This window comes from Xylanibacillus composti, assembly GCF_018403685.1.
Lineage (GTDB): Bacteria > Bacillota > Bacilli > Paenibacillales > K13 > Xylanibacillus > Xylanibacillus composti.
Map to the genome: position 1 here is coordinate 1 of NZ_BOVK01000053.1, position 25,382 is coordinate 25,382.

Annotated in this window: 17 protein-coding genes; all 17 read left to right on the forward strand. The window is 53.4% G+C overall.

Going from position 1 to position 25,382, the window contains the following annotated elements:
• Positions 1–632 precede the first annotated feature (632 nt).
• The 17 genes from XYCOK13_RS17080 to XYCOK13_RS17160 all read left to right on the forward strand — a co-directional run bounded on the left by XYCOK13_RS17080 (position 633) and on the right by XYCOK13_RS17160 (position 25,311).
• Complete coding sequence (locus XYCOK13_RS17080) at positions 633–1,988, forward strand: nucleotide sugar dehydrogenase (protein ID WP_213413454.1); 1,356 nt, start codon at positions 633–635, stop codon at positions 1,986–1,988.
• A gap of 41 nt (positions 1,989–2,029) precedes the next feature.
• Positions 2,030–3,859, forward strand: coding sequence for a glutamine--fructose-6-phosphate transaminase (isomerizing) (gene glmS, locus XYCOK13_RS17085; protein WP_213413455.1), 1,830 nt, complete (start codon positions 2,030–2,032; stop codon positions 3,857–3,859).
• A gap of 24 nt (positions 3,860–3,883) precedes the next feature.
• Complete coding sequence (locus XYCOK13_RS17090) at positions 3,884–4,648, forward strand: NTP transferase domain-containing protein (protein WP_213413456.1); 765 nt, start codon at positions 3,884–3,886, stop codon at positions 4,646–4,648.
• A gap of 22 nt (positions 4,649–4,670) precedes the next feature.
• Positions 4,671–5,912, forward strand: coding sequence for a copper amine oxidase N-terminal domain-containing protein (locus tag XYCOK13_RS17095; protein WP_213413457.1), 1,242 nt, complete (start codon positions 4,671–4,673; stop codon positions 5,910–5,912).
• A 40-nt stretch (positions 5,913–5,952) separates the two neighbouring features.
• Positions 5,953–6,822 carry a hypothetical protein gene (locus tag XYCOK13_RS17100; protein ID WP_213413458.1) on the forward strand — a complete coding sequence of 290 codons (870 nt, stop codon included), beginning with the start codon at positions 5,953–5,955 and terminating at the stop codon, positions 6,820–6,822.
• A 340-nt stretch (positions 6,823–7,162) separates the two neighbouring features.
• Positions 7,163–7,864, forward strand: a complete 702-nt coding sequence (locus XYCOK13_RS17105) for a response regulator transcription factor (RefSeq protein ID WP_213413459.1) — start codon at positions 7,163–7,165, stop codon at positions 7,862–7,864.
• Entirely contained in the window at positions 7,855–9,312 is a 1,458-nt protein-coding gene (locus XYCOK13_RS17110; protein ID WP_213413460.1) for a sensor histidine kinase, read from the forward strand. Before XYCOK13_RS17105 ends, XYCOK13_RS17110 begins: the two co-directional genes overlap by 10 nt.
• A gap of 236 nt (positions 9,313–9,548) precedes the next feature.
• Positions 9,549–11,771 carry a patatin-like phospholipase family protein gene (locus tag XYCOK13_RS17115; protein WP_213413461.1) on the forward strand — a complete coding sequence of 741 codons (2,223 nt, stop codon included), beginning with the start codon at positions 9,549–9,551 and terminating at the stop codon, positions 11,769–11,771.
• 173 nt (positions 11,772–11,944) lie between these two features.
• Positions 11,945–12,943: a 7TM diverse intracellular signaling domain-containing protein gene (locus tag XYCOK13_RS17120; RefSeq protein ID WP_213413462.1), complete on the forward strand. Its 999-nt coding sequence runs from the start codon at positions 11,945–11,947 to the stop codon at positions 12,941–12,943.
• 25 nt (positions 12,944–12,968) lie between these two features.
• On the forward strand, positions 12,969–13,949 hold the full coding sequence (locus XYCOK13_RS17125; RefSeq protein ID WP_213413463.1) for a sensor histidine kinase: 981 nt from the start codon (positions 12,969–12,971) through the stop codon (positions 13,947–13,949).
• Between the two features lie 51 nt (positions 13,950–14,000).
• The gene (locus XYCOK13_RS17130) at positions 14,001–14,663 is read left to right on the forward strand and encodes a response regulator transcription factor (RefSeq protein ID WP_213413464.1); all 663 of its coding nucleotides are present in this window, start codon (positions 14,001–14,003) and stop codon (positions 14,661–14,663) included.
• A gap of 132 nt (positions 14,664–14,795) precedes the next feature.
• Positions 14,796–16,160, forward strand: coding sequence for a hypothetical protein (locus XYCOK13_RS17135; protein WP_213413465.1), 1,365 nt, complete (start codon positions 14,796–14,798; stop codon positions 16,158–16,160).
• Between the two features lie 399 nt (positions 16,161–16,559).
• A complete protein-coding gene (locus tag XYCOK13_RS17140; RefSeq protein WP_213413466.1) occupies positions 16,560–17,819 on the forward strand; it encodes an MFS transporter in 1,260 nt (419 codons plus the stop codon).
• Between the two features lie 575 nt (positions 17,820–18,394).
• The gene (locus XYCOK13_RS17145; RefSeq protein ID WP_213413467.1) at positions 18,395–20,203 is read left to right on the forward strand and encodes a sensor histidine kinase; all 1,809 of its coding nucleotides are present in this window, start codon (positions 18,395–18,397) and stop codon (positions 20,201–20,203) included.
• Positions 20,200–21,327 carry a response regulator gene (locus tag XYCOK13_RS17150; protein WP_213413468.1) on the forward strand — a complete coding sequence of 376 codons (1,128 nt, stop codon included), beginning with the start codon at positions 20,200–20,202 and terminating at the stop codon, positions 21,325–21,327. The genes XYCOK13_RS17145 and XYCOK13_RS17150 overlap by 4 nt, the downstream gene beginning before the upstream one ends.
• 143 nt (positions 21,328–21,470) lie before the next feature.
• A complete protein-coding gene (locus XYCOK13_RS17155) occupies positions 21,471–21,860 on the forward strand; it encodes a LytR/AlgR family response regulator transcription factor (RefSeq protein WP_213413469.1) in 390 nt (129 codons plus the stop codon).
• Between the two features lie 499 nt (positions 21,861–22,359).
• Positions 22,360–25,311, forward strand: coding sequence for an S-layer homology domain-containing protein (locus XYCOK13_RS17160; protein ID WP_213413470.1), 2,952 nt, complete (start codon positions 22,360–22,362; stop codon positions 25,309–25,311).
• Positions 25,312–25,382: the final 71 nt, after the last annotated feature.

Genomic DNA, 25,382 nt, shown 5'->3' on the forward strand with positions numbered 1-25,382 from the left:
ATGGACATCCGTGACCGTTACAATGACTCAAACGCCCGATATGCCTTCTAATGGACATCCGTGTCCGTTGCCCTGACTCAAACGCCTGGTCTGCCCACTAACGGACATCTATGTCCGTCAGAGCGCAAAAATTGCTTATTCGCCATTTTGACGGTCGTTGCTGTCCATTAGAGTCCCAAAACTGAAGTTTTGACCGCTCCATTGTGCGCTAATGGACATCCGTGACCGTTACCATGACTCAAACGCCCGATATGCCCTCTAATGGACATTCGTGACCGTTGCAATGACCCAAATGCTCGACGTGTCCTCTAACGGACATCTATGTCCGTCAGAGCGCAAAAATCGCTCATTCGCCATTTTGACGGTCGTTGCTGTCCATTAGAGTCCCAAAACTGAAGTTTTGACCGCTCCATTGTGCGCTAATGGACATCCGTGACCGTTACCATGACTCAAACGCCCGATATGCCCTCTAATGGACATTCGTGACCGCTACAATGACTCAAACGCCCGATATGTCCTCTAACGGACATTCGTGGCCGTAAAAATAGTCCTCTATGGGTTGAGCCCGTACCGAACCCAACGAACCCAGGTTAAGCAGCACAAAAAAACAACAAAAGAAAGGTTGAGGCCTGATGGATGCGTACACCAATTTGAAATACAAGTTTCTGAACAAGATTGCCGACATTGGGGTGATCGGACTCGGCTATGTGGGATTGCCTCTTTGCATGGAGATGGTGAAGGGAGGATTTATGGTATACGGCATTGATCTGGATTCCCGCAAGGTGGAGGCGCTCCAAAAGGGCGAGTCGTATATCCAAGACGTTCCGAGCATGGAGATAGCCAGCGCGATTCAGTCAGGCCGGTTTGTGCCGACCGACGATTACCATACAGTTCAGAAGCTGGATGCGATCTGCATCTGCGTGCCGACGCCGCTGAGCGATAATCAGGATCCCGATACTTCCTATATCAAGAGCGCGGTCCGTGAGATTAAGAAGAACCTGAAGCGAGGGGCATTGATCATTCTCGAAAGCACAACGTATCCGGGCACTACGGAGGAATTGATTCAGCGCGAGCTGGAGAAGCATGGACTGACAGCGGGTCGGGACTTCTTCCTTTGCTTCTCTCCGGAGCGTGTCGATCCGGGCAACGCGAGCTATAACACCTATAATACGCCGAAGGTTATCGGCGGCACGACCGAAGCGTGCAAGAGCCTTGGCGTTACCCTATACAGTCATGTGGTGAAGCAGGTCGTTCCCGTATCTTCGCCGAAGGTGGCGGAGATGTCCAAGCTTCTGGAAAATACGTTCCGCAGCATCAACATTGCGTTCATTAATGAAATGGCCATGATGTGCGACAAAATGGGCATCGACGTCTGGGAGGTCATTCAAGCGGCATCGACCAAGCCGTTCGGATTTATGCCGTTCCACCCGGGACCGGGGATCGGCGGCCACTGCATACCGCTTGACCCGATGTACCTGTCGTGGAAGGCGAAGGAATTCCGCTTCTACAGCAAATTTATCGAGCTGGCCCAATCGATCAACGACACGATGCCGGAGTACGTTCGCAATAAAGCTTCGCAGGTGCTCAATATGTACGCGAAGTCCATCCGCAATTCCAAGATACTCATCCTTGGGATGGCGTATAAGCCGGATATCGACGATCTCCGCGAGTCGCCGGGGCTGGAGCTGTACGAGCTTCTGCGGGAGAGCGGCGCCTACGTGGATTATTACGACCCGTATGCCGGCTCCTTCCAGGATGAGCAAGGAAGCACGGTTCGTTCCGTGGACTATGATTTGTCCGCATTCTCCCAATATGATTGCATGGTGCTCATTACGAATCACCGCTGCTTCCATATTCGCGAGCTGGCCGATCTGGGCGTGCCGATCATCGACACACGCAATGCCTTTGCAGATATGCAGGTGGACAATGTTTACAAACTGGGTGCCGGCATACAAGGCAGAGAAGTGAAACTCGCGGTAGGGGTCTAGTTCGCAGTATACAAATCATACAAGAGAGAGGAGCAATCGCCATGTGCGGCATTGTAGGATATATCGGAAACAGGGATGCGCAGCCGATTCTGCTGAACGGATTGAGCAAGCTGGAATACAGAGGATATGACTCCGCCGGGGTAGCCGTGCTGGAGCAAGATCGGATCAAGATAAGCAAGGTAGAGGGACGCCTGGCCAACTTGTCTGGGCGGCTGGACCATCGCCCGTTGAAGGGCTCGGCCGGCATCGGTCATACGCGCTGGGCCACCCATGGCAAGCCGTCGGATGCGAACTCGCATCCGCATGCGGACATGTCGGGGAAATTCACGGTCGTGCATAACGGCATCGTAGAAAACTATATGGCGCTCAAGAAGGAGCTAGAGCGGAAAGGGATCGTCTTTACTTCCGAGACGGACACCGAGGTCATCGCGCATTTGCTGGCCGAGCAGTATCAAGGCGATCTCGTCGCCGCCGTGCGCGCGGTGATCCGGAAATTGCAGGGAGCCTACTCGCTCGGCGTCATGACGGAGCACGAGCCGGACAAGCTTGTCGCGGTCAGGCAGTCCAGCCCGCTCGTCGTTGGCGCAGGGCAAGGGGAAAACTTTCTTGCCTCAGACATCGCCGCATTGCTGGAGCATACCCGCTACGTGCATATTCTCGATGACGGAGATGTAGCGGTCATGACCCCGGAGCGCATCTCGATCATCAAAGCCGAAACAGGGGAGCCGGTGAACCGCAAGCCGGTGCGAATTGACTGGCATGCCGACCAGGTGGAGAAGGGCCAGTTCGAGCACTTCATGCTGAAGGAAATTCATGAGCAGCCGTTAACGCTTCGAAATACGATGCTGGGACGCATCAATGACCGGGATGAAGTGAGCTTTCCGGAATTAGCGCCTGCGGCAGGCGCGTTCAAGGACGTGGAGAAAATCTTCATCGTCGCCTGCGGCACCGCTTATCATGCCGGACTCGTGGGCGGCGCGATGATTGAGAAGTTAACGCGCATTCCGGTTCAATGCGACATCGCATCGGAGTTCAGGTACCGCGACCCGATCATCACCGATCGAACGCTGGTCGTGGTCGTCAGCCAATCGGGTGAAACGGCGGATACGCTTGCGGCTCTGCACGAAAGCAGAAGACGCGGCGCCAAAGTGCTGGCCATTACCAACGTGCCGACCAGCTCCATTGCGCGGGATGCGGACTTCGTCATTCCGACGATGGCTGGGCCGGAAATTGCAGTGGCATCGACCAAAGCCTATACGACCCAGCTGCTTGCATTCTGCTTATTCAGCATTTACCTGGCTCAGGAAAAGCGGACGCTGGGCCAAAAGCTTCATGCAGAGCTGGTGCAAGGCTTAAAGGCCCTTCCCGTTCAAGTAGAGAAGGTGCTGGAGAACGCCAATGAGGTGAAGCTGTTTGCCGAATCGATCAAGGATGCGGACAGCCTGTTCTTTATCGGCAGGGGACTGGACTATGCCGTTGCGCTGGAGGGCTCTCTCAAGTTGAAGGAAATTTCCTATATCCACTCGGAAGCCTATGCGGCTGGAGAGCTGAAGCACGGCACGCTGGCTCTGATTGAGAAGGATACGCCGGTAATCGCACTGGTCACGCATATGGAGCTGTACGAGAAAACGGTCAGCAATATTAAAGAGGTCAAGGCTCGCGGGGCCCGCGTCATGGGGATAACGGTCGAGGGCAATGTGGAGCTGCTTAATGCGGCGGACGAAATCTGCTTTATTCCGCCATCGCTTCAGCTTCTGGCGCCGATCCTGGCGGTAGTGCCGCTGCAGTTGATCGCGTATTATGCCTCTTTGGCCCTGGGGAACGACATTGACAAACCCCGCAATCTGGCCAAAAGCGTTACGGTGGAATAACGACAGGAGGGTGGTCTGATCAACATGGAAACTTACGCTGTACTGTTAGCTGCGGGCAAGGGTACACGGATGAAGTCCGAACTGCCCAAAGTGCTACATCCTGTCGGCGGCACACCGATGGTCGGGCATCTGGTCAACAAGCTGGAGGGCATGTCGGTCAGCCGGATCGTGGTTGTGGTCGGGCATCAAGGGGAACTCGTGAAGGAATATCTGGGCCCGAGGGTGCACTATGCCGAGCAGGTCCAACAGCTCGGAACGGCCCATGCCGTTCTTCAGAGCAAGCGTCTGCTCGGAGGCCGGTCCGGCTCTACGCTGGTGCTTACGGGCGATACCCCCCTCATCAGGCAGGCGACAATCGAGCGGCTGCTTGCCGTTCAGAGGGCAAGCCGATGCGCCGGTGTGGTCTTGACGGCGATTGTCGATAATCCGACCGGATACGGGAGAATCGTTCGCGACCGCTTTAGCGGCGAGGTTATCGACATCGTGGAAGAGAAGGACGCGACCCCTGAGCAGAAACGGATTGCCGAGATCAACACGGGAATGTTCTGCTTCGACAATGAAAGCTTGTTCCGCGCGCTCCCTGGGATTGCCAATGACAATGCCCAGCAGGAGTTCTACTTGACCGATATTGTGAAGGTCATGAGAGAGATGGGGATTTCCGGAGGAGCGGGGACGTTGGAAGCGGTTGTTCTTGGCGATGCGAATGAGGCAATCGGCATCAATACTCCCGAACAATTGGCACAGGCGAATCGGGTCTTCCATGCACAGACGGAGCGTGTTCCCCATTAAGTCATTGGCGGGGATGGTTAAGATGATGGCGGGGTTTGTCATGATCCTGGTTTTGGGGAGTGTCCCCTTGTGGATCGTGAGCTCTCTTGATGTCCCTCCCGAGGTGAAGGTGAACGGCGAGAAGCTGGATTTTGCGGATGTACTGCCATATATCGATAAACAGACGGGCAGAACGCTGGTGCCGGCAAGAGAGATAGCCGAGAAATTGGGAGCCGAGGTGAGCTGGAACCGCGTGTCGAAGCAGGGGACTATTCACAATCAGCAGACCGCTGTGCAATTCACAGTCGGGGAACAGGTTGTCTCCGTCAACGGCAAGGAAATGGAGCTGGACGCGCCGGTAGCCGTCAAAAATGGCCGGACAATGGTTCCGCTGGGGCTTGTAGGCGAAAGCCTCGGAGCCGATGTCCGCTGGATAGAGGACCGTCGCCTGGTGCTTGTTACCTCGTCGGACAAGGCGCAAAGGGCTACCTGGATATGGGACAGCGCGATAATAGAGCGCGAGCGCGACCGCTTGCTCCAGTTCGCAGCAGAGCAAAAGCTGACCGCTATCTATATTCGCTATGATACGAATGCCGCTGATCGGGAGGCATACCGGGCGTTTATCCGAAGCGCCAATGATCTGGGCATCCAGGTAGAAGCGCTGGCTGGCGCGTCTGATTGGATATACGAACAAAATCAAAGCCATATCAAGCGATTTATTGCCGCGGTTGCCGAGTATAACAGCTCGGTGGATGCGAAGGAGCGTTTCCAGGGATATCACTTTGATATTGAACCGTACACGCTCGACGATTGGCACACCCGGCAGACCTGGGTGCTCGAACGTTGGATGGAGACGATCCGCTTCATTGAAACAGAAGTGAGAAGCACCGATCCCGGCATGACGATATTTTTGGACATTCCCTTCTGGATAGGCGGCTACTCTGTTCCGGGAACGAGCTACCCCTTCAGCGCATGGCTGCTGGAGAAGGCGGACGGTGTCGTCATTATGGCTTATCGCAATACCGCCTCGGGCAGCAACGGTATTATGGCCATAGCCAAACCGATCATCCTGGAAGCATCGACCCTCCAGAAGTCCGTTATCGTTGCAGTGGACACGCTGCCCAGCAAGGAAGGCGACCATACCACCTTTCATGCGGTTCAAGCAACGGACATGGAGGCGGAATTGCAAGTGGTCATGGAACAGCTCTCCCCTTACCCCAGTTATGCCGGAGTCGCTGTCCATGATTATGCTAGATGGACCGAATTATGGAGATCACATCCCTGACTGAAGAACGACGGTCAGGGATGGAGGAGGAGGAAGGAACATGAAACTAAAAGGTGTGATCGTATCGTTGCTGGTCGGCGCGGCTCTGGGCATTTCCGCGATGGTTCTGGGCGGCAGCGAGATGGCGGCTTCCTTGAAGGAGTCGCCTTCGCCGGAAGGAAGCATGGAGATTCCCCATAATGAACGGCTCCACCTCTCCACGGACAAGCAGTGGATCGCCGCGGAAGGCCACTTGTCGGATCTGATCCGGCTTCAGTGGACGAAAGAGCGGGCGAAGCCCGCCATATCCTGGCTGGACGAAAACGGGCAAAACAAGACGGCTATCGTCTCTCACGGCAAAGCGAATAACCCGGAGCAGCATGATCACAATCATATGTCGTTCGAAACGACGATGTCGCCTGACGGACAATACCGGGACCAGCTGTTTACGCGACTGGAGATTCCGTACGATCAGGACGTGGCCGAAATTCGTACGCACTCCTCCAATTTCAATGTCATGGATGGCATCCTGCGCATTTCCGGAACAGAAGGCGTCCCTCGCGATTTGACCTGGGCCAAGTCGGTTGATGGCAACGTCACGACTCCGCGCTGGGCCATACGCGCCGATGCTTCTGAGGAATCTGGAGGGAATGCCGGCTCCAACCTGCAAATGATTCGTTACTCGGATGACGGGGAGGCGCTGGACAGTCCGTTCACCATTATGCGCAGCAGCGGCAACATCGGCATTGGAAATGCGGACCCCCAGGCGCGGCTGGACATCAGTGACGACAGCATTCGCATCAGGGAATCCAAAACGCCGGAATCCTCCTCGTCCTCTGGCCAAGTAGGGGAGATCGCATGGGATAACGGATACGTGTATATTTGTGTGGCACCGAACACCTGGAAGAGAGCGGCGTTGTCCTCGTGGTAGCATAACAGGAATACGCTTTTGGCCGAAGAAACAATTTCCATATATTATCCGCCCTGTATGTGATACACTAAAAAAGATTAGTAGATAATGGCTTGTATCAGGGGCGAATATACAAAAGAGAGGTCTGAGTAATGGCGTTCTAATCATGGGAGAATTACGGCTGATATCGATTCCTGTAGATGAAACCATGTAGGAGTGAAATGGACCTTATCTAGTGGCCTCTGCGCAAGGGAGAGGCTTTTTTGCTTTGGATAAATATACCACTTCATAATACCCACCCAAAATGGAGGCAACGTCAGAATACTATAGAGTGAGGCTAATAGTAAAGGTGTGAACCGTTATGCCCTGGAAAGTATTGATTGCGGACGATGATCCGAATGTGAGGGAAATAATCCGGCTCTATTTCCGTCAGCAGCAGATAGAGCTGGTAGAGGCTCCGGACGGAGCCTCGGCTTTGTCGATGCTGGCAGAAGCAAAGCCTGATATCGTCATATTGGATGTGATGATGCCCGGGCTTGACGGGTTTGAAACATGCCGGGAGATTATGAAGCGTTGCGAGATCCCAGTCATTATGCTGACAGCGAAGAACGACGAGATTGACCGGGTGCTCGGCCTTGAACTCGGAGCGGACGATTATATGACCAAGCCCTTCAGCCCGAGGGAGCTCGTGGCGCGCATTAAGGCGATCTTCCGCCGAATGCAGAAAGGCCAGGCTGCCATCGAGGCTGACTCGCCCGCCCAATATGAATTTGATGATTTGGTCATTCATGTGCCCCGCCGGGAGGTCAACGTGGGGAGCGAAAAGATTGATCTGCGGCCCAAGGAGTTTGAGCTTCTTGCGTTCTTTGCCAAGTCTCCGGGCAGCGTATTTACGAGAGAACAGCTGCTGCAGCAGGTTTGGGGATATGAATTTTCAGGCGATATGAGGACAGTGGACGTGCATGTCAAGAAACTTCGCGAAAAGCTGAGCCCTTGTCCCCATGCGTGCATTCATACTGTCTGGGGAGTGGGCTATAAATTCGAGGTAGAAGCATGTACTTGAATCCGAATACAAGCATATTCCGCAAAATCCTGATCAGCTCCATCGTTACGGTGCTGCTGGGGCTTTGCGCGGTCGGACTCGTCATTTCTTTTTACGCCAAAACCTACATCGTCGATTCCAAAAGCAATGAGATGATCCGGCAGGCCAAGCGGGTCAATCTCTCGATCCAAAACCAACCGATTCCGAACGAAAGCTTCAAGGACCTGCTGCTGTTTTTTGACCAAGCCTATGACAAGCGCATTTGGATTTTTGATGCGGAGGGGAATATTGTGGTCACCTCCTCCAAGGATGAGGTGAACGCGGGCAAGGTTGTCAGCGAAGAGGTGGTCAGCCAGGTCATCCGCGGCGAAGCTGCGATATGGAATCAAACGGAGGGGCTGGAAGAAGCCATGCTTTCCGTTGCGGTTCCGTGGGGGAAGGACAACAACGTCTATGGCGGCATCGTTCTGCATTCTCCGCTGAAAGGCATGGATGAAACTACAGCTCAGCTTAGAGAAACGATCCTTTGGGTTACCCTGTTCGGCATCTTCTTTTCCTTTGCGGTGTCGTCTTATTTATCCTGGTCGATCACCAGACCGATCAAGCAGATTGACAAGGCGGCGGCCAAGATTGCAGTCGGCGATTACAGCGATAGAATTCGGATAAACTCCAAGGATGAAATCGGAGAGCTGGCGACGACGATCAACCACATGATGGAGCAGCTGGAGCGCATCGATCAGGATAAGAAGAAGCTGAATCAGCTGCGGCATGATTTTTTGGCCAATGTGTCTCATGAGCTGCGCACGCCTCTTACTGCGATGCTTGGCTTTTTGGAGGCTTTGCAGGACGGCTTGATCGAAGAGGGAGCCAGGGGCAAATACTATGAGATCATGTATAATGAGACCCTTCATATGAATCGGCTGGTTGACGATATTACGGACCTGATGAAGCTGGAGAACAAAGAAATCCATCTGGTGTTCATGTCGGTCGACGTGCAGGAAATTTTGTCCAAGCTCGCTTTCAAATTCCGGCCGGAAGCTGAGGCCCGGGGGACGGTTATCCATTGCGTCATGGATGAGGAATCGCCGCAGGCTTATGCCGATCCGGACCGGTTGGAGCAAATCTTGAACAATCTGATCAAGAATGCGGTCAAATTTACCGAGAACGGTACAATAGAGCTGAGGGCGATGGCGGTGCCGTCGGAAGAGTGCGTCCTGATCACCGTAACCGATACGGGAATCGGGATATCGCCGGAGGATCAGGGGCTGATCTGGGAGCGGTTCTTCAAGGTGGAAAGAGGCAGACCGTTCCAGCACAAAAACTCCACCGGCCTCGGGCTGGCCATCGTCAGGGAGCTTGTCGAGCTCCATAACGGAAGCGTGCGCGTTCGAAGCGAGCTTGGAAAAGGAAGCACCTTCGAGGTGAGGATTCCGCTTGTCCAATCTGCCGCTGCGAACAAGCAAGCGTGACGGCAAGCTTATCACTTCTATGAACAAAAAGCGCAGGTTCCAAGGCTGTGCAGCACTCGGAGCTTGCGCTTTTTTGCATTGGTTGCCGATTCTCGTCTTATGACAGCTCATGACACAACTGATGACACTCTGTAACTATTGGCGATACTGTCTTTCTTTTACAATCGATTTGTGAAAGATGAAGCGCATGTATTGAGCGGATATACAGGCGCCAAACAAACAGAGGAGGAAATAAGATGACAGTTGGATTGGTGTTGAGCGGAGGCGGGGCGCGCGGGGATTTCCAAGTAGGAGCGGTACGCTATCTCTATGAGCGGAACATCCGTCCCGCAATTATTGCAGGCACGTCAGTTGGCGCCATTAATGCCATCAAGCTGACGGAGGGCGAGGGCAACGGCAGTGACGCCACAAGGGGACTGCGCGGTCTCATTGGCATCTGGCGCGAATTGAAAACAAGCGAGGATATGTGGAGAGAAGAACAGTGGCTGGGCACGATTCAGAACTCAGAAATTCTGAAATTTCTGAATGCTTCTGCCGGACATCAGCTCGGTACAGTCGGATTGGGGGTCGCGAAGCTGGCGCTCGGTCCTATAGGCTGGGCCTGGGTTGCTTATGATTTGGCAAAAGTGGTCAGCAGCATTGAGGAGCTGGAGAGGGAGCTTGGCAAGGTGGTGAATGGGCAAGCGCGTTCCCTTTATAATTTGAACCCGATTCTGGAGAAATTGAACGATCCGGCCAAGCTCGATCTCAACAAAGTCAGGCAGAGCGGCATCCAAATGCGCCTTGGCGTGGTCGGGCTGGAAAGCGGCGCCCTGCGCTACGTCACGGAAAGCGGCAATCTGTTGGAGAGGGGCAGCGCCGCTTACGTTCAGTCGGGGCCGATGCTGGCGCCGGAATGCGCTCCAATCGCAACAAAGATCAGGGAGCTGGAGCTGGCCAAATCCAACCTCCAAGCCCAGCTGCGCACGGCAGCAACGGGCGACAAGGCCGCCCTTGTCGAGCAAATCCGTGATCTAAACAATCAAATCACGCACCAGAACGGCCTGCTTGCGAGCTGCAGCTTGAATCATCCTCCGCGCACCTCGCCTCTGAGCGTCAGCCTGGTGCAGGGTACGCTGGCCTCAGCCTCGATTCCGCTGGCGTTCCCTCCTGTCAAGCTCGGCGGCGAAAACTATGTAGATGGCGGAGTCAGGGAAATTATCCCGATTCAAGCAGCTATTGAAGCGGGAGCTACCGAAATCTATGCCGTGTTGGCGTCCGACAGCAGCATGGACCCGGCCCGCAGCGCAATTGGCGGCCATCTTCTGCCGTCGTTCGACCCGGGCGTCGCCAACGTCGGCGATATCATTAACCGCGCAACAAGCGATATCATGGCCAATGAAATTGTGTTGAATGAGGTGGAGCCGCATAATGGCTGGAGCCCTGGCGTTAACGTAACGATTATTCAGCCCGACAATGATATCCACGATATTATGACGATCGATCCCGGACTTATCGATATTCGAATGGCGCACGGATACATGCGGGCGGATGATACGTATCAGGCGAGGCAAGCCGATGCAGCCCGTTACCGGCAGCTTGCCGAGCAATATTCCCGCGACCGGCATACGATTCTGATCTACGAGACGAGGCATGCGATCTGGAAGCTGGAGTATGCGGCCAATGGCTATCAATTAAAGTACGACAGCAACGGAAGGCCGATTCATCCGGCGCCGCGCATGGAAGCCAGCTTGCAGGCCATGAGAGAAGTGCGGTCACTCAAAAATTTGCTGCGGGATCTCGTGCGAGAGCGCCAGCAAAAAGGGGGATATGTCCCCTCGGAGGCGGAGAGCTGGTGGACGACGTGGGAGCGCCATCCGTGGACGCCTGATCGCGACTTGTGGCTCCCTTCCGGACCTGTGGCGGAGGGCAACGATATGCAGCCGGGAGAGGTGCTGGCATTCGATCGCGGGCTGCACTCGCCGAATGGCGCCTATTCCTTGGTATACCAAGCGGACGGCAATCTTGTGCTCTACAAAATCAGTCGGATCATAACCGGGAACGCCCCGCAATGCCAGCCTATCGCTACAGAAATCGAACATTTGCAAATTAGCCTGAGAAATTTGCAAGCGCAATTAGCCACGGCGGGTCCGAGAGAAAAACCCGAGCTGTTGGCCCAGATTCGTGAAGTGAATAACCAGATCAATGAGAAGAAGAGTGCGTTAAGCGCTTGTCATGCGACATACCCGCCTCCAACGACCGTTCAGAGGCAAGCGGTGTGGGCCACGGGAACGGGAGCTCCGGCCGGCGTATGCATCATGCAAAGGGACGGCAACCTCGCCATCTACGATGAGGGAAGCCGACTGCGCTGGTCCTCCAACATGGGCGGAAATCCGGGCAGCCGTCTGGTTGTGCAGGATGACGGCAAGATTGTGATTTATCGTCCTGACGGAAGAGCGGTGTGGACGAAGCAGGGGTAGGCGGTTAGCAGTGAATCGCCGGACCTCTGTACGAGCGGGCTAGTGTTTGCTACACTTTTATCAGCTTGAAACATATTTTGCTTGATGAAACGGCTATATCCACGCTGAGAGGTCAGCCGCCAAGAGCTTGCGCATGATCACCGAGGCCTTTCGCTATGTAAAGGAGTATGGTCATGAGAGGAAAAGGGCGCTTTTCTTTGCTAGCATGGTGCCTCGTCTGCGCGGTGGTCATCTTCATATTTGTGCCCAATCTGCTAATGGAGCAGAGCGGCAGAATGGATCATCATCGCGCGCCGCTTGCGGCAATCGGCGATATGGCTATTTCCACTGGCCCGGACCGTCCGGAAGCGGACGATTGGATGTCGTTAGACGCTGCCAGCGCTGGTCTTAACGGGTATGAAGGGACCGTATGGCTTAAGGGCACCTTGCCTGAGTTGGATTGGCGAAGTCCGCATTTGTTCTTCACCGGCATGAACGAGTTCGAAGTGTTCCTGGACGGCGCATTGATCTTTCAATTTCATCCGGATAACGCTCATCGGCACACCAATCCCATGAAGCTCATTCATCCCGCGGCCATCAGTCCGCAGGACGCAGGCAAGCAGCTGCTGATTCGGACGGAGTGGGGACGGTCTATTATGACTGGCAACGATGTGGTTATCATCGGCGAACCGGATCAGGTCATGTATACGCTTATCCAATCCGAGTTTACTGTGCTCATCTATTCCCTTCTCAGTTGGGCAGCAGGAACTGTCGGGCTCTTGTTGTTCGTCCTGCGCAAGGAGAAGCTGTACGGGTGGTTTAGTCTATTTGGCTTGTCGATGGGCTTGACGCTGCTATGGTCCTGCCGTTCGCTGCAGTGGTTCTTCGAGATGGAAAGCGTCTACTATTGGCAGTTGCTGCTGCCGCCTGTTGCGATATGGGCGGGTGCAGGCTTCTACAGCCATGCGATGGAGGTGGATCGTCAGCCGTTCGTGCGGCTCGTCCTTCGCATGCTCGTGCTGTATCTGGCGGTTGTTGCCGCCGCGGCATTGTTAGTGCCTGGCTTCTACCTGGGATTTGCGTTGCCAAGCATTGCGGTCATGTCGTGCATCGGATTTGGGTGCGGCGTCGTCGCGCTCGCGGTATTTGCCAGAATGAATGGGGGGGGCGGCAGACACAGCCGGTTGGGCTGACCGCCGACAGGAGCGAATCTGGCTGTTGCGCGGCTTCAGTACATTCTCGATTTGCATGACGGCAAGTCTGCTGCTGCCCTATCTGCCCGGCCTGTTGGAATGGCTGGCCCAATCCGGGAGCTACGGCTACCGGGTACTCTCAGCGCTCATGCCCAACAGCTTGCTGCTGTTCATGATTTGCATGGTGATGGTTCTGGTGAGCAAAGTGCGGCGCGTGCACTTGATCGCTGAGCGCCATGCGTCCGAGCTGCTGGTCAAAAACAGGGAGCTGGAGCAGTTTCATCATAACCTGGAGCGGTTGGTGGAGCGGCGGACAGCGGAGCTGGAGCAGGCGAACCGCACGCTAAGCGCAACGCTTCGCGAGAAGGCGGAGACATTGGCGGAGATGTCGGTACTGGAGGAGCGCAACCGGATCGCTTATGAAATGCACGATGTGGTCGGCCATACGCTGACGGCCGCTATCGTTCAATTAGAGGCGACGAAGAAGCTGGCGGAGCGGCACAATGCCGTTTCCTTCGAAAAGCTGGATTTGCTGATCGGTCTCGTGCGGAAAGGGCTGGACGATATTCGCAAATCCGTCAAGCTGCTGAAGAGCGATGAGGCGGAGCCGTTGTCGCTGGCGGATTCGTTGCGCGAGCTGATTCGATATACGGAAGATACGATGGAGATTGAAATCGAGGCCGACATCGATATTCCCGCGAATGTAAAGCTGGGCCGCATGACCGAGCATGTGCTGCATCATGCGCTTCAGGAGGGCTTGACGAACGGCATTCGCCATGGCCAATGCAAGAGAGCGCAGTTTCGCATATACTTGATCGGAAATAATCTGAAATTTCAGTTGACGAATGATGGGAGTCCGTTCGGTTCCGCTGTGCCTGGCTTTGGATTAACGTCGATGACGGAGCGGGTGAGGCTGCTTGGAGGAGAAGTCCACATTCGTTCTTCGACAGGCATGGATGGCAAGCCGCTAGGCTGCGAGCTGACCATTACGCTGCCGCTAGATTGAATCGGGCGTTGCGCAAGCGGCGAATTTAAATAGATGGAAGGTGTCTGTGCTATGATTTCGATTCTCATCGTGGACGATCAGCGTCTGCTGCGCGAAGGGCTGCAGACCATCCTGCAGTCGGAGGACGGTCTGCATATCGCTGGCCTGTGCGAGAACGGTCTGGAAGCGCTGCGCATGGCCCGGGAATGCAAGCCGGACGTGGTGCTGATGGATATCAAGATGCCGGTGATGGACGGCATTGAGGCGATGAAGCGAATGAAGCGCGAGCTGCCGGGGACGATCGTGCTGATGCTGACGACGTTCGCGGAGGATCGGTTTATCGTTGATGCGATGGCGGGCGGCGCGGATGGCTTCCTGCTGAAAGACATGCCAGCCAGACAGATTGTGCATACCATTCGTGAGGCGATGAACGGCGGGGTCATGCTGCCTGTTCCCATCGCTTCGCGGCTGGCGGCCAAGCTGTCCGTGCTGTCGGATGAACGGGCGGATGCGCTTGACGATGCGAAAATTCGGGAGAGCGGTTATGTCTTTACAGAGCGCGAGCGGAAAATTATTCTCCTTATGATCGAAGGCTATTCGAATCGTCAAATCTCTTCGTCGCTGTTTATGAGCGAAGGCACTGTGCGCAATTATGTCAGCGTGATTTACAACAAGCTCGGTACGAGTGACAGGCAAGCCGCGATTGCCATCCTCAGAGGCCTGTTGCTCGAATGAGAGAACGCCGGCATCCAAGCTTGAAAAATGGTGGTATCTGGCCAGCGCATATTGACACGGATAAGAAATGGTGATAGCATCACCCATTATACCGACTGAAATTGTCGGGATTATACATAAGGAGTGTTCAACATGACAGAGACCAAATCGGTTCCTTATGCAGCAAAACTATTTGCTGCCGTGCTGCTGGCAGCGGCATTATTGCTTCATGCATCCGTCCCCGGGGTAAATGCGGCAGGTTCTCAGGCAGACAGCGCTGAACAATATGCTGTATTCCTGGAGGAGAAATATGATATTGCCATCCAGTCTGAGGTAACCAAAGGGGAATTCATTCAATACGTAGCTGAAATTCTGGACCTGCAAGCGCCTGAAGCAGAAGTTGCCTTTGCAGATTTGGCAGCAGACGACGCTCTCTATGCCAGTGCGGCTGCGCTTTACGCACAAGGCATTTTGTCCGGCCCAACTGTGGCAGCCGATGAAGCGTTGCAGCCATGGGTAGCATCGCTGATTGCACTTCGTGCGTCCCATCTGCAGGAACTTGCGTATACATACCCGCAGAGCAAAGTGGATGCCGCGTTGCAGAAGCTGGGTGTTTCCGCAGATACATTCAATGATGCGGCAGCAAGAGAGCTGGCAGCGGCAGTAGATACCGGACTGATTCCAGAGGAATGCTATGCTGAGTTTTCCGCGGATCAACCTGCTTCACAAGAGCTTGTCCAAACCTTGCTCGGCAAAGTGTTGAGCTTGAACGGCGCTTACAAGCAGTACATCGGATTTGCAAGCGATGCGGACATTTACAGCAAATTTATTACAGCCTTTCAAACTTCGGATATCATCGAGATTCCCAACCTGCAGCCGTTCGTGGATGATGCGCTGAAGCAAGATGTAGTCACAGGCTACAATCTCAAGGATGACCGCTACGATGCGAATTTTGTGCCTTCCTTGACGATTGCTTATGGCCATTCCAATGTACAGCATGCCATTCAATTGTTGGGTTTGCTGCGCAGTGAGGGCATTGACGCGAGAGTGCAACTCGAGCCGAAAACATCCGCATACGTGCATCGCAAGGAATGGGGAGAGCCATACGTTGACGAGAACTCCAAAGCCGTTCTGACGGAAAACGGCAACTACATTCACTCCTCCAAGGAATATGACCTGGTGCTCGAATTTTTCAATACTGCCGACAAAGAAGCGTTCCAGTCCGTGATTTTGCAGTATGCCAAGAAAAATGAGGATGATCAGCCAGGATTGATTGCAGGCTCTTGGTGGCAGCCTCTGTTTTACACGTTGGTTGAACCGAATGCAGAAGGCTACAAGCTGATTGCGAACAACAAAATTGTGGACGGACACTATTATGCGCAAACCTTCTCCTTGACAGAAGATGCGGAAAGCATTGCCGCAGGCTTTTCCAAGCTTGATCCCGAGGTGGAAGTGGAATCCTACACATTCTGGGCGAACGAAGCATTTTTCAATTATCTGAATGGCGAAGGATTATAATCGGCAACGCTAGCAATAGCAATTAACCTAGTCAGCCCCCTGTTCCTTGAGAGCAGGGGGTTGTTTGTGTGCGGGCTGCTTACGGCTAATGTGAAGATCGCAGGCACATCTTGTGTTCACAGGTTTCGTTTGCTATGATAAGACCGTCCAATAAGAAATGGGGGTTGTCCTTATGACAGCGTCGATGAGATTGCGTTTCCCAACGTTCATTCGCTAATTGAATAGGGTTGCAGCGCTGCCTGCGATCAGAGCAACGGGATTGGTCGGTCTATTTTAAGGAAACCTTGATTTTACGGTTATTTAAAAGAGGGACACAGACTCCCTCTTTTTTTGTTGCCTTTAAAAAGCCTGTGTGAATAGATCGAAAAAAAAATTAACAAAGAAATGAGTTGTTCATTCATGAGCACAGCAGAAAATAATCTCAAGAACAATTGGTTAAGGAATATCATTTTCTTTCTAAGCAGCCAAACCGTCTCCCTTTTCGGCTCGTCCCTGGTGCAATATGCCATCATGTGGCATATCACACTAACGACGGAATCTGGCGTGATGATGACGCTGTATATCATTTGCGGTTTTATTCCGACGTTTTTGTTATCGCCAGTTGCGGGGGTTTGGGCGGACCGCTACAACCGAAAGATGCTCATCGTTTTAGCCGACGGACTCATCGCTACGGCAACTTTAGTCCTCGCCATCCTCTTTATTATGGGGTATGACGCCATATGGCTGCTTTTTGTGATGGCGGCGGTTCGTGCCTTTGGCACAGGCATACAAACGCCGGCCGTAGGGGCAATTTTGCCGCAGATTGTTCCAAAGGACAAGCTGACGAAGGTGAACGGAATAAACGGCAGCATTCAAGCCATGATCATGTTCGTGTCGCCGGTGGTCAGCGCGGCGCTGCTTGCAATGGCTTCTTTGGAAGTGATCTTTTTTATTGATGTCATTACAGCTGCGATAGCGATTGTGACATTGCTGGGCTTCTTGAAAATCTCTGTGCATGAGAAGGCAGTGGAGAAACAGACGACAAGTTACTGGAGCGACTTCAAGCAAGGCTTGCAATATGTGAACAACCATCGATTCTTGAAGAGGTTCTTCTTGTTCTTTGCCGTCTTTTTTGTCCTGATGGCGCCCGCAGCCTTTTTGACGCCGCTGCAGGTAACGCGCAGCTTTGGCGACGATGTATGGCGGTTGACTGCAATTGAAATTGCCTTTTCCATCGGCATGATGGTCGGCGGAGCAGTCATTGCTTCCTGGGGAGGCTTCCGAAATAGAATAACAACGTTGGGATTCGCAAGTGTGATCATGGGAGTCTGTACATTTGCGCTAGGGGTCGTCCCAATATTTTGGATTTATCTGGCCTTCATGGCCTTGTTCGGTGTGTCCATGCCCATTTTCAATACACCGGCTACTGTTTTATTGCAGGAGAAAGTGGAGGAAGACTATTTGGGCAGAGTGTTTGGCGTAATGGGGATGATCTCTACCTCGATGATGCCGCTCGGCATGCTTATCTTCGGCCCGATCGCGGATGTGATCCAGATCGAATGGCTGCTCGTCGGAACGGGAGTCTTGATTATCATCCTGGCGGCTCTCATCTTCCGAAACAAAATATTATTGGAAGCGGGGGAGCCTGCTTTGAAGGAATCGCCTGCCAGCCAGTCATAGATAGCCATCCGACCGGGCAGGAGGCAGGATGAACGGTTCGCCGAAACCGCCGATTAGGCGGCTCGTACTACCGGCTGAACAATTGCCAAAGCTCGTGATGCAGTCCAAGCAGTACATGGAATCGCTGTGTGGGGAATCGTGGTGAAGCGCAACGGTCATGGATGACCGTTAGAGCAGCGTTTCGTTGATTTTCAAGCTGTAACGGATACGGATGTCCATTAGAGGAATGAAATCATGGTTTCAGCCCGTTCATTCAGCTCTAATGGACGTACATGTCCGTAAGATGGCCGAAAACGCGAAAAACGGCCGCTAATGGACACGGATGTCCGTTACCAACAGATGGCATGCAGATATGGGCAGACCTTCGGTTAGGGAGCTTGAAGCCGAACAAGACCGGACTAAAGCTCAGGCTATTAGAGGAAAGCCCAAGATTTGGGTAGCGTGTGGGAGTTTCGTTTAACAGGTGGCCATTTTGTGGTCGCTCTTTTTTTTGGCAGCCATTTCAATAAAGGAATCTTGAGAAAATGTCGAATATACAATAGTATTCCTATAAACTAGCTTGGGGAGGTGGGCAAATGGACTTCAGAATGGGGATGTTCTTCATCTTGCTCGTGGCAACGGTCCTCATGCTGATGATTGCCTATCTTTCCTATCGAAAAAGAAAACAGAATGAAGGCAAATATGGCGCTTTGGCCATGCTGGCTGCTTCTTTCTATTCGTTTGGCTATGCCTTTGAACTGATAAGCGTCCACCTGGATCAGGCGAAGTTCTGGTTGAAGGTGCAATATATCGGCATACCGTTTATTACGACTTTCTGGCTTCTCATTGTCATCAGCTACACCGGTCATCATTTCTTCCTGAAGAAAAAAGTGCTGCCGTTCCTGTTTGCCATCCCGATCCTGACGTTCATCATGTATTTCACCAATGACAGCCACTATCTTTATTACCGGGATCTCTTGTTTGATCCGGGTCTTTCGGAGCCCTCTACGTTTATTTTCAGCAAAGGCCCCTTTTACTGGGTACACACTGCGTATGTTTATTTGGAAGCGGCCGTTGGCATGGGCATGTTTGTGCGAATGTATGCGAAGGCTGTCCCAATTGTACGCAAGCAAGTCTTGATGCTGATCTTCGGTGCCTCGGCGCCGTGGCTGTGCAATATTGTCTATCTCCTATCCGCTGACGGGAACAGTCTGGATCTGACGCCGTTCGGCTTCTTGGTGACAGGTTCGATCTATATCTGGGGAATTTATCGGTTGAACATGCTTCGACTCGTGCCTGTTGCGTACCAGCAGGTGTTCGAAACGATGCAGGATGGCGTCATCATCTTGGATTATGATCACAATCTGTCACATGTCAATGAGGCGGCCAAAGGCATATTTGAAGAATTGAAGGCATGGGACGGCCAGACGCAGTCCATCGCTGCGCTGTTTGCGTCGAACCCGCAGCTGTTGGCGAAGATTGTGGATGGGGAGCATAGCGAGAGTCGCCTCTCCCTCCACAAAGAAGGGGAGACGAGCCATTACCATGTGAAGATATCCCATATCTATGACAAGTCTCAGAACTTTCTGGGAAAGGTCTTGATCTTTAGCGATGTCACGCAGGTCGTCCGGTATCAGGAAGAGCTTCTGGCCAATGCAAATCAGCTGGAGGAATTGCATGCATTCAAGGATAAAGCGTTCGCCATTGTCACGCACGATATCCGCGATCCGCTGGCCATGCTGGTTAACTTGACAGACATTATCGAAGGGGATCTCATGGATGCCGGCAAAGAAGAATCGCGCATCTTCCAGGAAATCAATAAGAAGGTCAAGGATACATACTGGCTGGTGGAGAATTTGCTGAATTGGTTTCGCAGCCAGAGGGGAAAAATCAATTTCCATCCGCTTGTATGGGAATTGGAGCCGATTGTGCGCCAGTCGGCCAAAGCGATGCACCCTCGCATCACGATGAAGGACATTCAAATGACCGTGGCTGTGCAAGGAGGTACGAACGTGTATGCGGATAAGGACATGCTGGGGATGATTCTGCGCAATCTGCTGTTCAATGCAGTCAAATATACGGAAGCGGGCGGGCACATCCATGTCCATGCTCGGCGGAACGGAACAAGCGTGACCGTATCTGTTCAGGACTCCGGCGCAGGCGTTGGCCGGGAGGTAGGGAAATCGCTGTTCGACGAGATGCAGCAGGGCTCTGAACCCGGCACAGAGGGAGAAAGCGGAACCGGACTCGGCCTGTACTTGTGCGGCAAATTCGTTCGTCTGCATGGCGGCGACATCTGGTATGAAGCGCGTCCCGGGGAAGGCAGTACGTTCTTCTTCACCCTCCCGACGCATGAAGCGGCTGCGGGTCTACAGCGTACATGGAAGGAGGTCGATGCGGAATGAAAGTGATCGTCATCGATGATGAGCCGGCGATGCATTATATCATGTCGAGGCTGCTCGGCAAGTTCCCGGGAGTGGAGGTCGTCGGATGCTTCGAGGATACGGTCTCTGCCGTGCGGCATATGGAAGAACATGAAGTGCATGTAGCGTATGTCGATATCAGCATGCCGAGGGAAACCGGGATTCAGTTCGCCGAACGAATCGCACAGCTGCATCCCGATCTGCACATCGTCTTTGTCACTTCTAATGACGAGTACGCGCTGCATGCTTTCGAGCTTGCCGCGCTCGATTACATCATGAAGCCCGTGATGCCCGAGCGTTTGGAAATGTCGGTGAATCGGGCGAGGGCGCTGTTTCATTCCCGGGAAACAGCCGAAGAGCCGGACGCCAATCCCGTCCGCATTTACGCGTTGGGCGGATTGGAGGTCCAGACCGCACACGGAAGCGTGAAATGGATATCCCGCAAGAGCGCGGAGTTGTTCGGCTATTTGCTCCTGCATCAGGGCAGAGTGGTTTCCCGCGTCCGGATTATTGCCGATGTATTTGGCGACATGCCGCCAAGCAATGCGGAGAAGTACCTGAATACGTCCGTCTACCATCTCAGGAAGGCGCTCGACCCTCACGGGCTGAAATCGATTGTTCAATCGGACAGCGAGGGTTATCGGCTGCACATCGTGAATGCCAGCATTGATTTTATCGCATTCGAGGAGAACGTGAAGCGTCTGGCGGAGATTGAATCCTCCAATCTGGAGCAAGCCTTGGAGTCGGAGGCGCAATATGTCGGGGATTTGTTCGGGGAGCGGGGGTTCGGCTGGGCGTTGAGCGACATGGAGCGCCTTTCCGCCTTGTACGCCGCTTTCGTCAAAAAACTGGCGAAGGTGCTTCTGGAACGGCACGAAGAAGAAACAGCGGTTCGCATGCTGAACAAGTTATTCAACCGCAACGAATTGGATGAGGAAACGGTCGAATTGCTGCTTTACGCTTATGCCGCCAAGAAGGATCAAGCATCGCTTGCAAAACTGTACCGAAATTTCGTGAAGGGACTGCGTCTGGAGCTGGGCATTGATCCATCGAAGGAACTGGAAGCGGTGTATGCGAGACTGCAAGCGTCATGGCATGCCGGATGAACATTCATACCTTGCGCAATAACCCGCGAGGCCAACAGCCGCGCGGGTTTTGTCGTTTGCCCTCGGATTTCTTTTATTATTCTTTTATTGGCGTTTATTAGTATGGAGGAAGCCGAATGGTCAAGGGGGGCGGGTCCCATAGCGTGTTGAAATTGATGTTGCTGGATGATCAGCCTGCTGATCGGGAGGCTGTCGAGCAGATCGTCAGATCCATTCCCGATGTGGAATGGCTGGGAGCCTGCGTTAATTCGGGAGAAGCATTGGACGCAGCCGTCAAGCGAAAGCCCGATGTGGTCATAGCCGCCGTCGAGCTGGCGGAGATGAACGGTCTTGCTTTTACGAGCAAGCTGCAGGAGATGCTGCCTGCTGTCCGCGTTATCGTCTCCGCCAGCAGCGGCGATTATGCGAGACAAGCCTACGATGCAGGGGCGAGAGGATATCTGATCAAGCCGATTGATCAGAACAGCTTGATAAAGGTGCTAGGCAAAGTGTCAATGCTAAAGGGGTCTTCGAACCTGTATGAATTGGAATAGTTGGAGCTTGGATTAAGAAGGTATTTATAAATCCGGCATTGCTGGCGTCCCGACAAAAACAAAAAATAAGGAGTGAAGAGAATTGTTGCGTCGTATGAAAAAAAGTTTGCCTTTGAGTTTCCTTTTGCTGATTCTTTTCTTAAGCGGATGTATTGGAACAGGATTCGGCAATTTTTCCATTTTCCTGACAGAGCCGTTGCATGCAGGGGAAGAAGTCCAAATTCGCTTTTCTGACGGATCAACGGATTATTTTACTGAAATTTACGCGAATGAACCCTGTATCGTAACAACTTCTACTCAATGTACAAGAGTTTTTGTAGAAAATTACCCCACCGACAAAATCATTGTGGGCGCTTATATTACCGATAACAACGTAAGCTGGGTTCCATCTTACACATATTCAACGAATAGCCGTGCGGTAGAAGGGACAGCGATTCATGATTCCAAGCCCGAAATTCCTGCGCAATATTACCAACTGGCGACTATGGAAGATTCGAGTGTGGAAGGCTACAGCAATGTTGCGTTCGCTATCCTCGGTATAAACAACAGCGGTGAATTGGCGTTAGTCGACGGTAGAACGGAAGTATTTGCTTTAGCGGACAGCGTGACATTTCGCAATTATGATGTAGAGGACCCGCAACATTTAGTCACTTCCACCAGCGGAGGGTTTTCCTCCTTCACGACGGATGGCCAGGTCATGTTCGTGATGAAAACGGATGAGCTGGATCTGGAGCAGTTGACATTGCATTCAGGTCCAACCCTATTACAAGAGCTTCAGGAGGAACCCCTGCACATCACCTACAATGGAAATGGTGCTGAAGGTTCGGCTCCGAGTGACAGCAAGGCGTATTACCCTGGTATAGTCGATACGGTAGAAGTGTTAGGACAAGGAGATTTGACAAAGACGGGCCACTCGTTCGCGGGTTGGAATGCGACGGGTACCTTTAGCGAAGCGGTATATAAGGAAGGGGATACCTTCACGATTTCAGAGGAAACCACCTTGTATGCCGTATGGACCCCGAATCCATATCTGGTGACTTATAACGGCAATGGCGATGATGGTACAGGAGCCGCGCCGTCGGCAGTCACAGAAGGGTATGGCACAGACATAACGGTGTCAGGGAACACAGGCAATCTGGTCAAAGCGGGCTACTCGTTCGCAGGATGGAATACGGCGGCAGACGGAAGCGGAACGAGCTACCCGGCAGGATCAAGCTTCACGATTCCGGCATCGGATACCACGCTGTATGCGCAGTGGAAGATCAATGGTTATCCGGTGACTTATAACGGCAATGGCGATGACGGTACAGGGACCGTGCCGTCGGCAGTCACAGAAGAGTATGGCACAGCCGTAACGGTGTCAGGGAACACAGGCAATCTGGTCAAAGCGGGCTACTCGTTCGCAGGATGGAATACGGCGGCAGACGGAAGCGGAACGAGCTACCCAGCAGGATCAAGCTTCACGATTCCGGCATCGGCTACTACGCTGTACGCGCAGTGGCATAGCGGCAATGCGATGCTTGGAGATTTGTCCGTCAGTCCAGGAACGCTAGACTTCAATCCAAGTCAAGCGAACTATACGGTGGATGTGGGGCACGATGTTGAAAAAGTCGATATTTACATCTCAAAAGGCGACCCGACTCAAACATTGATGGTGCCCGACGCCGTCTATCAGTCGGTGACGGATAGCGTGTATCATTATGAGTTATCCAATCTTGTAGTGGGCGAAAACCCGTTACAAATTCAGGTTGCCGCGCAAGACGGCACTGATAATAAGTATAATCTGATCATTCAACGACTCAGCACTCAACCGCTCAGCAATAATGCCGATTTAAGCGGCTTGACGCTTTCAAACGGCGAGCTGTCCCCGGCGTTCGCAGCCTTGGAAACGTCGTATACAGCGGGAGTAAGGAACGGCGTTCGCAGCCTGACCGTCACGGCAGCGCTCGCGGATGGGAATGCTAGCGCCAAGGTAAGCGTGAACGATGGGGCAGCCGTTGCCCTCGCGAGTGGAACAGCGAGCGGGGAATTGGCTTTGAATGTGGGTGTCAATACGATTTCGATTGCGGTTACCGCAGAAGACGGCACATCCAAAACCTACACGATTGAAGTGACGCGGGCCCGTTCCTCTGGAGGCAGCACCGGGGGCAGCGGAGGCGGAGGTGGAGTACCGTCCGGGCCAATAGATCAGAATGAATCCGATCTCGCTGTGACGATTGACGGCGAAACCGAGCAAGCCATAGCCACGGCAACCGCCTCTGAGCAGAATGGACAGGCTGTGCTGTATGTGACCGTGGACGCAGCGAAGCTGACAGAACGGTTGACGCATGCTGCCAGTCAGTCGGTAGTGACCATACCTGTCGCCTCAATGGCCGATAAAGTGACGGTTGCCCTCACAGGCGAGGCGGTCAAGGCCATGGAGAACAAGCAAGCGACATTGGATGTTCGAACACCGAACGGCAGCTATACGCTTCCGGCGTCGGAAATAGCTATCGAACAGCTTGCCGCACAGCTGGGAGCAGGAATAGCGTTAGAGAATATCACTGTACACGTTGACATTGCCAAGAGCGGCAGCGCTGCGGCAGAACTGCTGGAAAGCGCTTCAATCCAAGGTAACTTTACAGTTATCGTACCGCCAGTAGATTTCACCGTAACGGCTGAATTCAATGGGCAGGCCGTGCAAGTTACGAAGTTCAACGCTTTCGTCGAGCGTGAAATCCCGATTCCAGCCGGCGTGGACGCCAGCATGATTACGGCCGCTGTTGTGTTGAACGAGGACGGCACGACTCGCTCGGTGCCGATGAAGATCGTCACACGGGACGGTGTGGCGTACGCGGTCATCAACAGCCTGACGAACAGTACGTATGCGCTTGTCTCCTATCCGGTCGCCTTCAGCGATGTCGAGCAGCATTGGGCGAAGAATGCCGTGAACAATATGGGATCGCGGATGGTCATAAGCGGTTTTGAAGACGGGCAGTTCCAACCGGATCAAGCTATCACCCGCGCGGAATTTGCAGCAATCCTGGTACGCGGATTAGGCTTGAAACCGGAAGAAGGAACGAGCAGCTTCTCGGATGTCAGGGCGAACGCTTGGTACAGCAGCGCAGTCAACACCGCAACAGCGTATGGCTTGATCAATGGCTTCGAAGACGGCGCCTTCCGTCCGAATGACAAGATCACCCGTGAGCAGGCGATGGTCATTATCGCCAAGGCGATGGCGATCACCGAGCTTCAAGGAGCGTCTTCAGAACAGTCGGCAGCAGCGAATCTCCAATCCTTCACGGACGCATCGGATGTGTCGAATTGGGCGAAGAACGGCGTGGCAGACAGTGTGCAGGCAGGCATTGTGTCAGGCAGAGGCAGCGATAGTCTGGCGCCTCAAGACCTCATGACCAGAGCCGAGGTTGCCGCCATCATCGAACGGCTGCTGGAGAGCGCCGAACTCATCTAGCGAATTGGACTTGTGATCATTTCAACCCGTACGGCTAACAGCCGTGCGGGTTTTTATGGTACGCCCAGCAT

Excerpts from the sequence above, each read along its gene's own strand:
- XYCOK13_RS17080 (WP_213413454.1), top strand. The coding sequence starts at position 633 with ATGGATGCGTACACCAATTTGAAATACAAGTTTCTGAACAAGATTGCC.
- glmS (WP_213413455.1), top strand. The coding sequence starts at position 2,030 with ATGTGCGGCATTGTAGGATATATCGGAAACAGGGATGCGCAGCCGATT.
- XYCOK13_RS17090 (WP_213413456.1), top strand. The coding sequence starts at position 3,884 with ATGGAAACTTACGCTGTACTGTTAGCTGCGGGCAAGGGTACACGGATG.
- XYCOK13_RS17095 (WP_213413457.1), top strand. The coding sequence starts at position 4,671 with ATGATGGCGGGGTTTGTCATGATCCTGGTTTTGGGGAGTGTCCCCTTG.
- XYCOK13_RS17100 (WP_213413458.1), top strand. The coding sequence starts at position 5,953 with ATGAAACTAAAAGGTGTGATCGTATCGTTGCTGGTCGGCGCGGCTCTG.
- XYCOK13_RS17105 (WP_213413459.1), top strand. The coding sequence starts at position 7,163 with ATGCCCTGGAAAGTATTGATTGCGGACGATGATCCGAATGTGAGGGAA.
- XYCOK13_RS17110 (WP_213413460.1), top strand. The coding sequence starts at position 7,855 with ATGTACTTGAATCCGAATACAAGCATATTCCGCAAAATCCTGATCAGC.
- XYCOK13_RS17115 (WP_213413461.1), top strand. The coding sequence starts at position 9,549 with ATGACAGTTGGATTGGTGTTGAGCGGAGGCGGGGCGCGCGGGGATTTC.
- XYCOK13_RS17120 (WP_213413462.1), top strand. The coding sequence starts at position 11,945 with ATGAGAGGAAAAGGGCGCTTTTCTTTGCTAGCATGGTGCCTCGTCTGC.
- XYCOK13_RS17130 (WP_213413464.1), top strand. The coding sequence starts at position 14,001 with ATGATTTCGATTCTCATCGTGGACGATCAGCGTCTGCTGCGCGAAGGG.
- XYCOK13_RS17135 (WP_213413465.1), top strand. The coding sequence starts at position 14,796 with ATGACAGAGACCAAATCGGTTCCTTATGCAGCAAAACTATTTGCTGCC.
- XYCOK13_RS17140 (WP_213413466.1), top strand. The coding sequence starts at position 16,560 with ATGAGCACAGCAGAAAATAATCTCAAGAACAATTGGTTAAGGAATATC.
- XYCOK13_RS17145 (WP_213413467.1), top strand. The coding sequence starts at position 18,395 with ATGGACTTCAGAATGGGGATGTTCTTCATCTTGCTCGTGGCAACGGTC.
- XYCOK13_RS17150 (WP_213413468.1), top strand. The coding sequence starts at position 20,200 with ATGAAAGTGATCGTCATCGATGATGAGCCGGCGATGCATTATATCATG.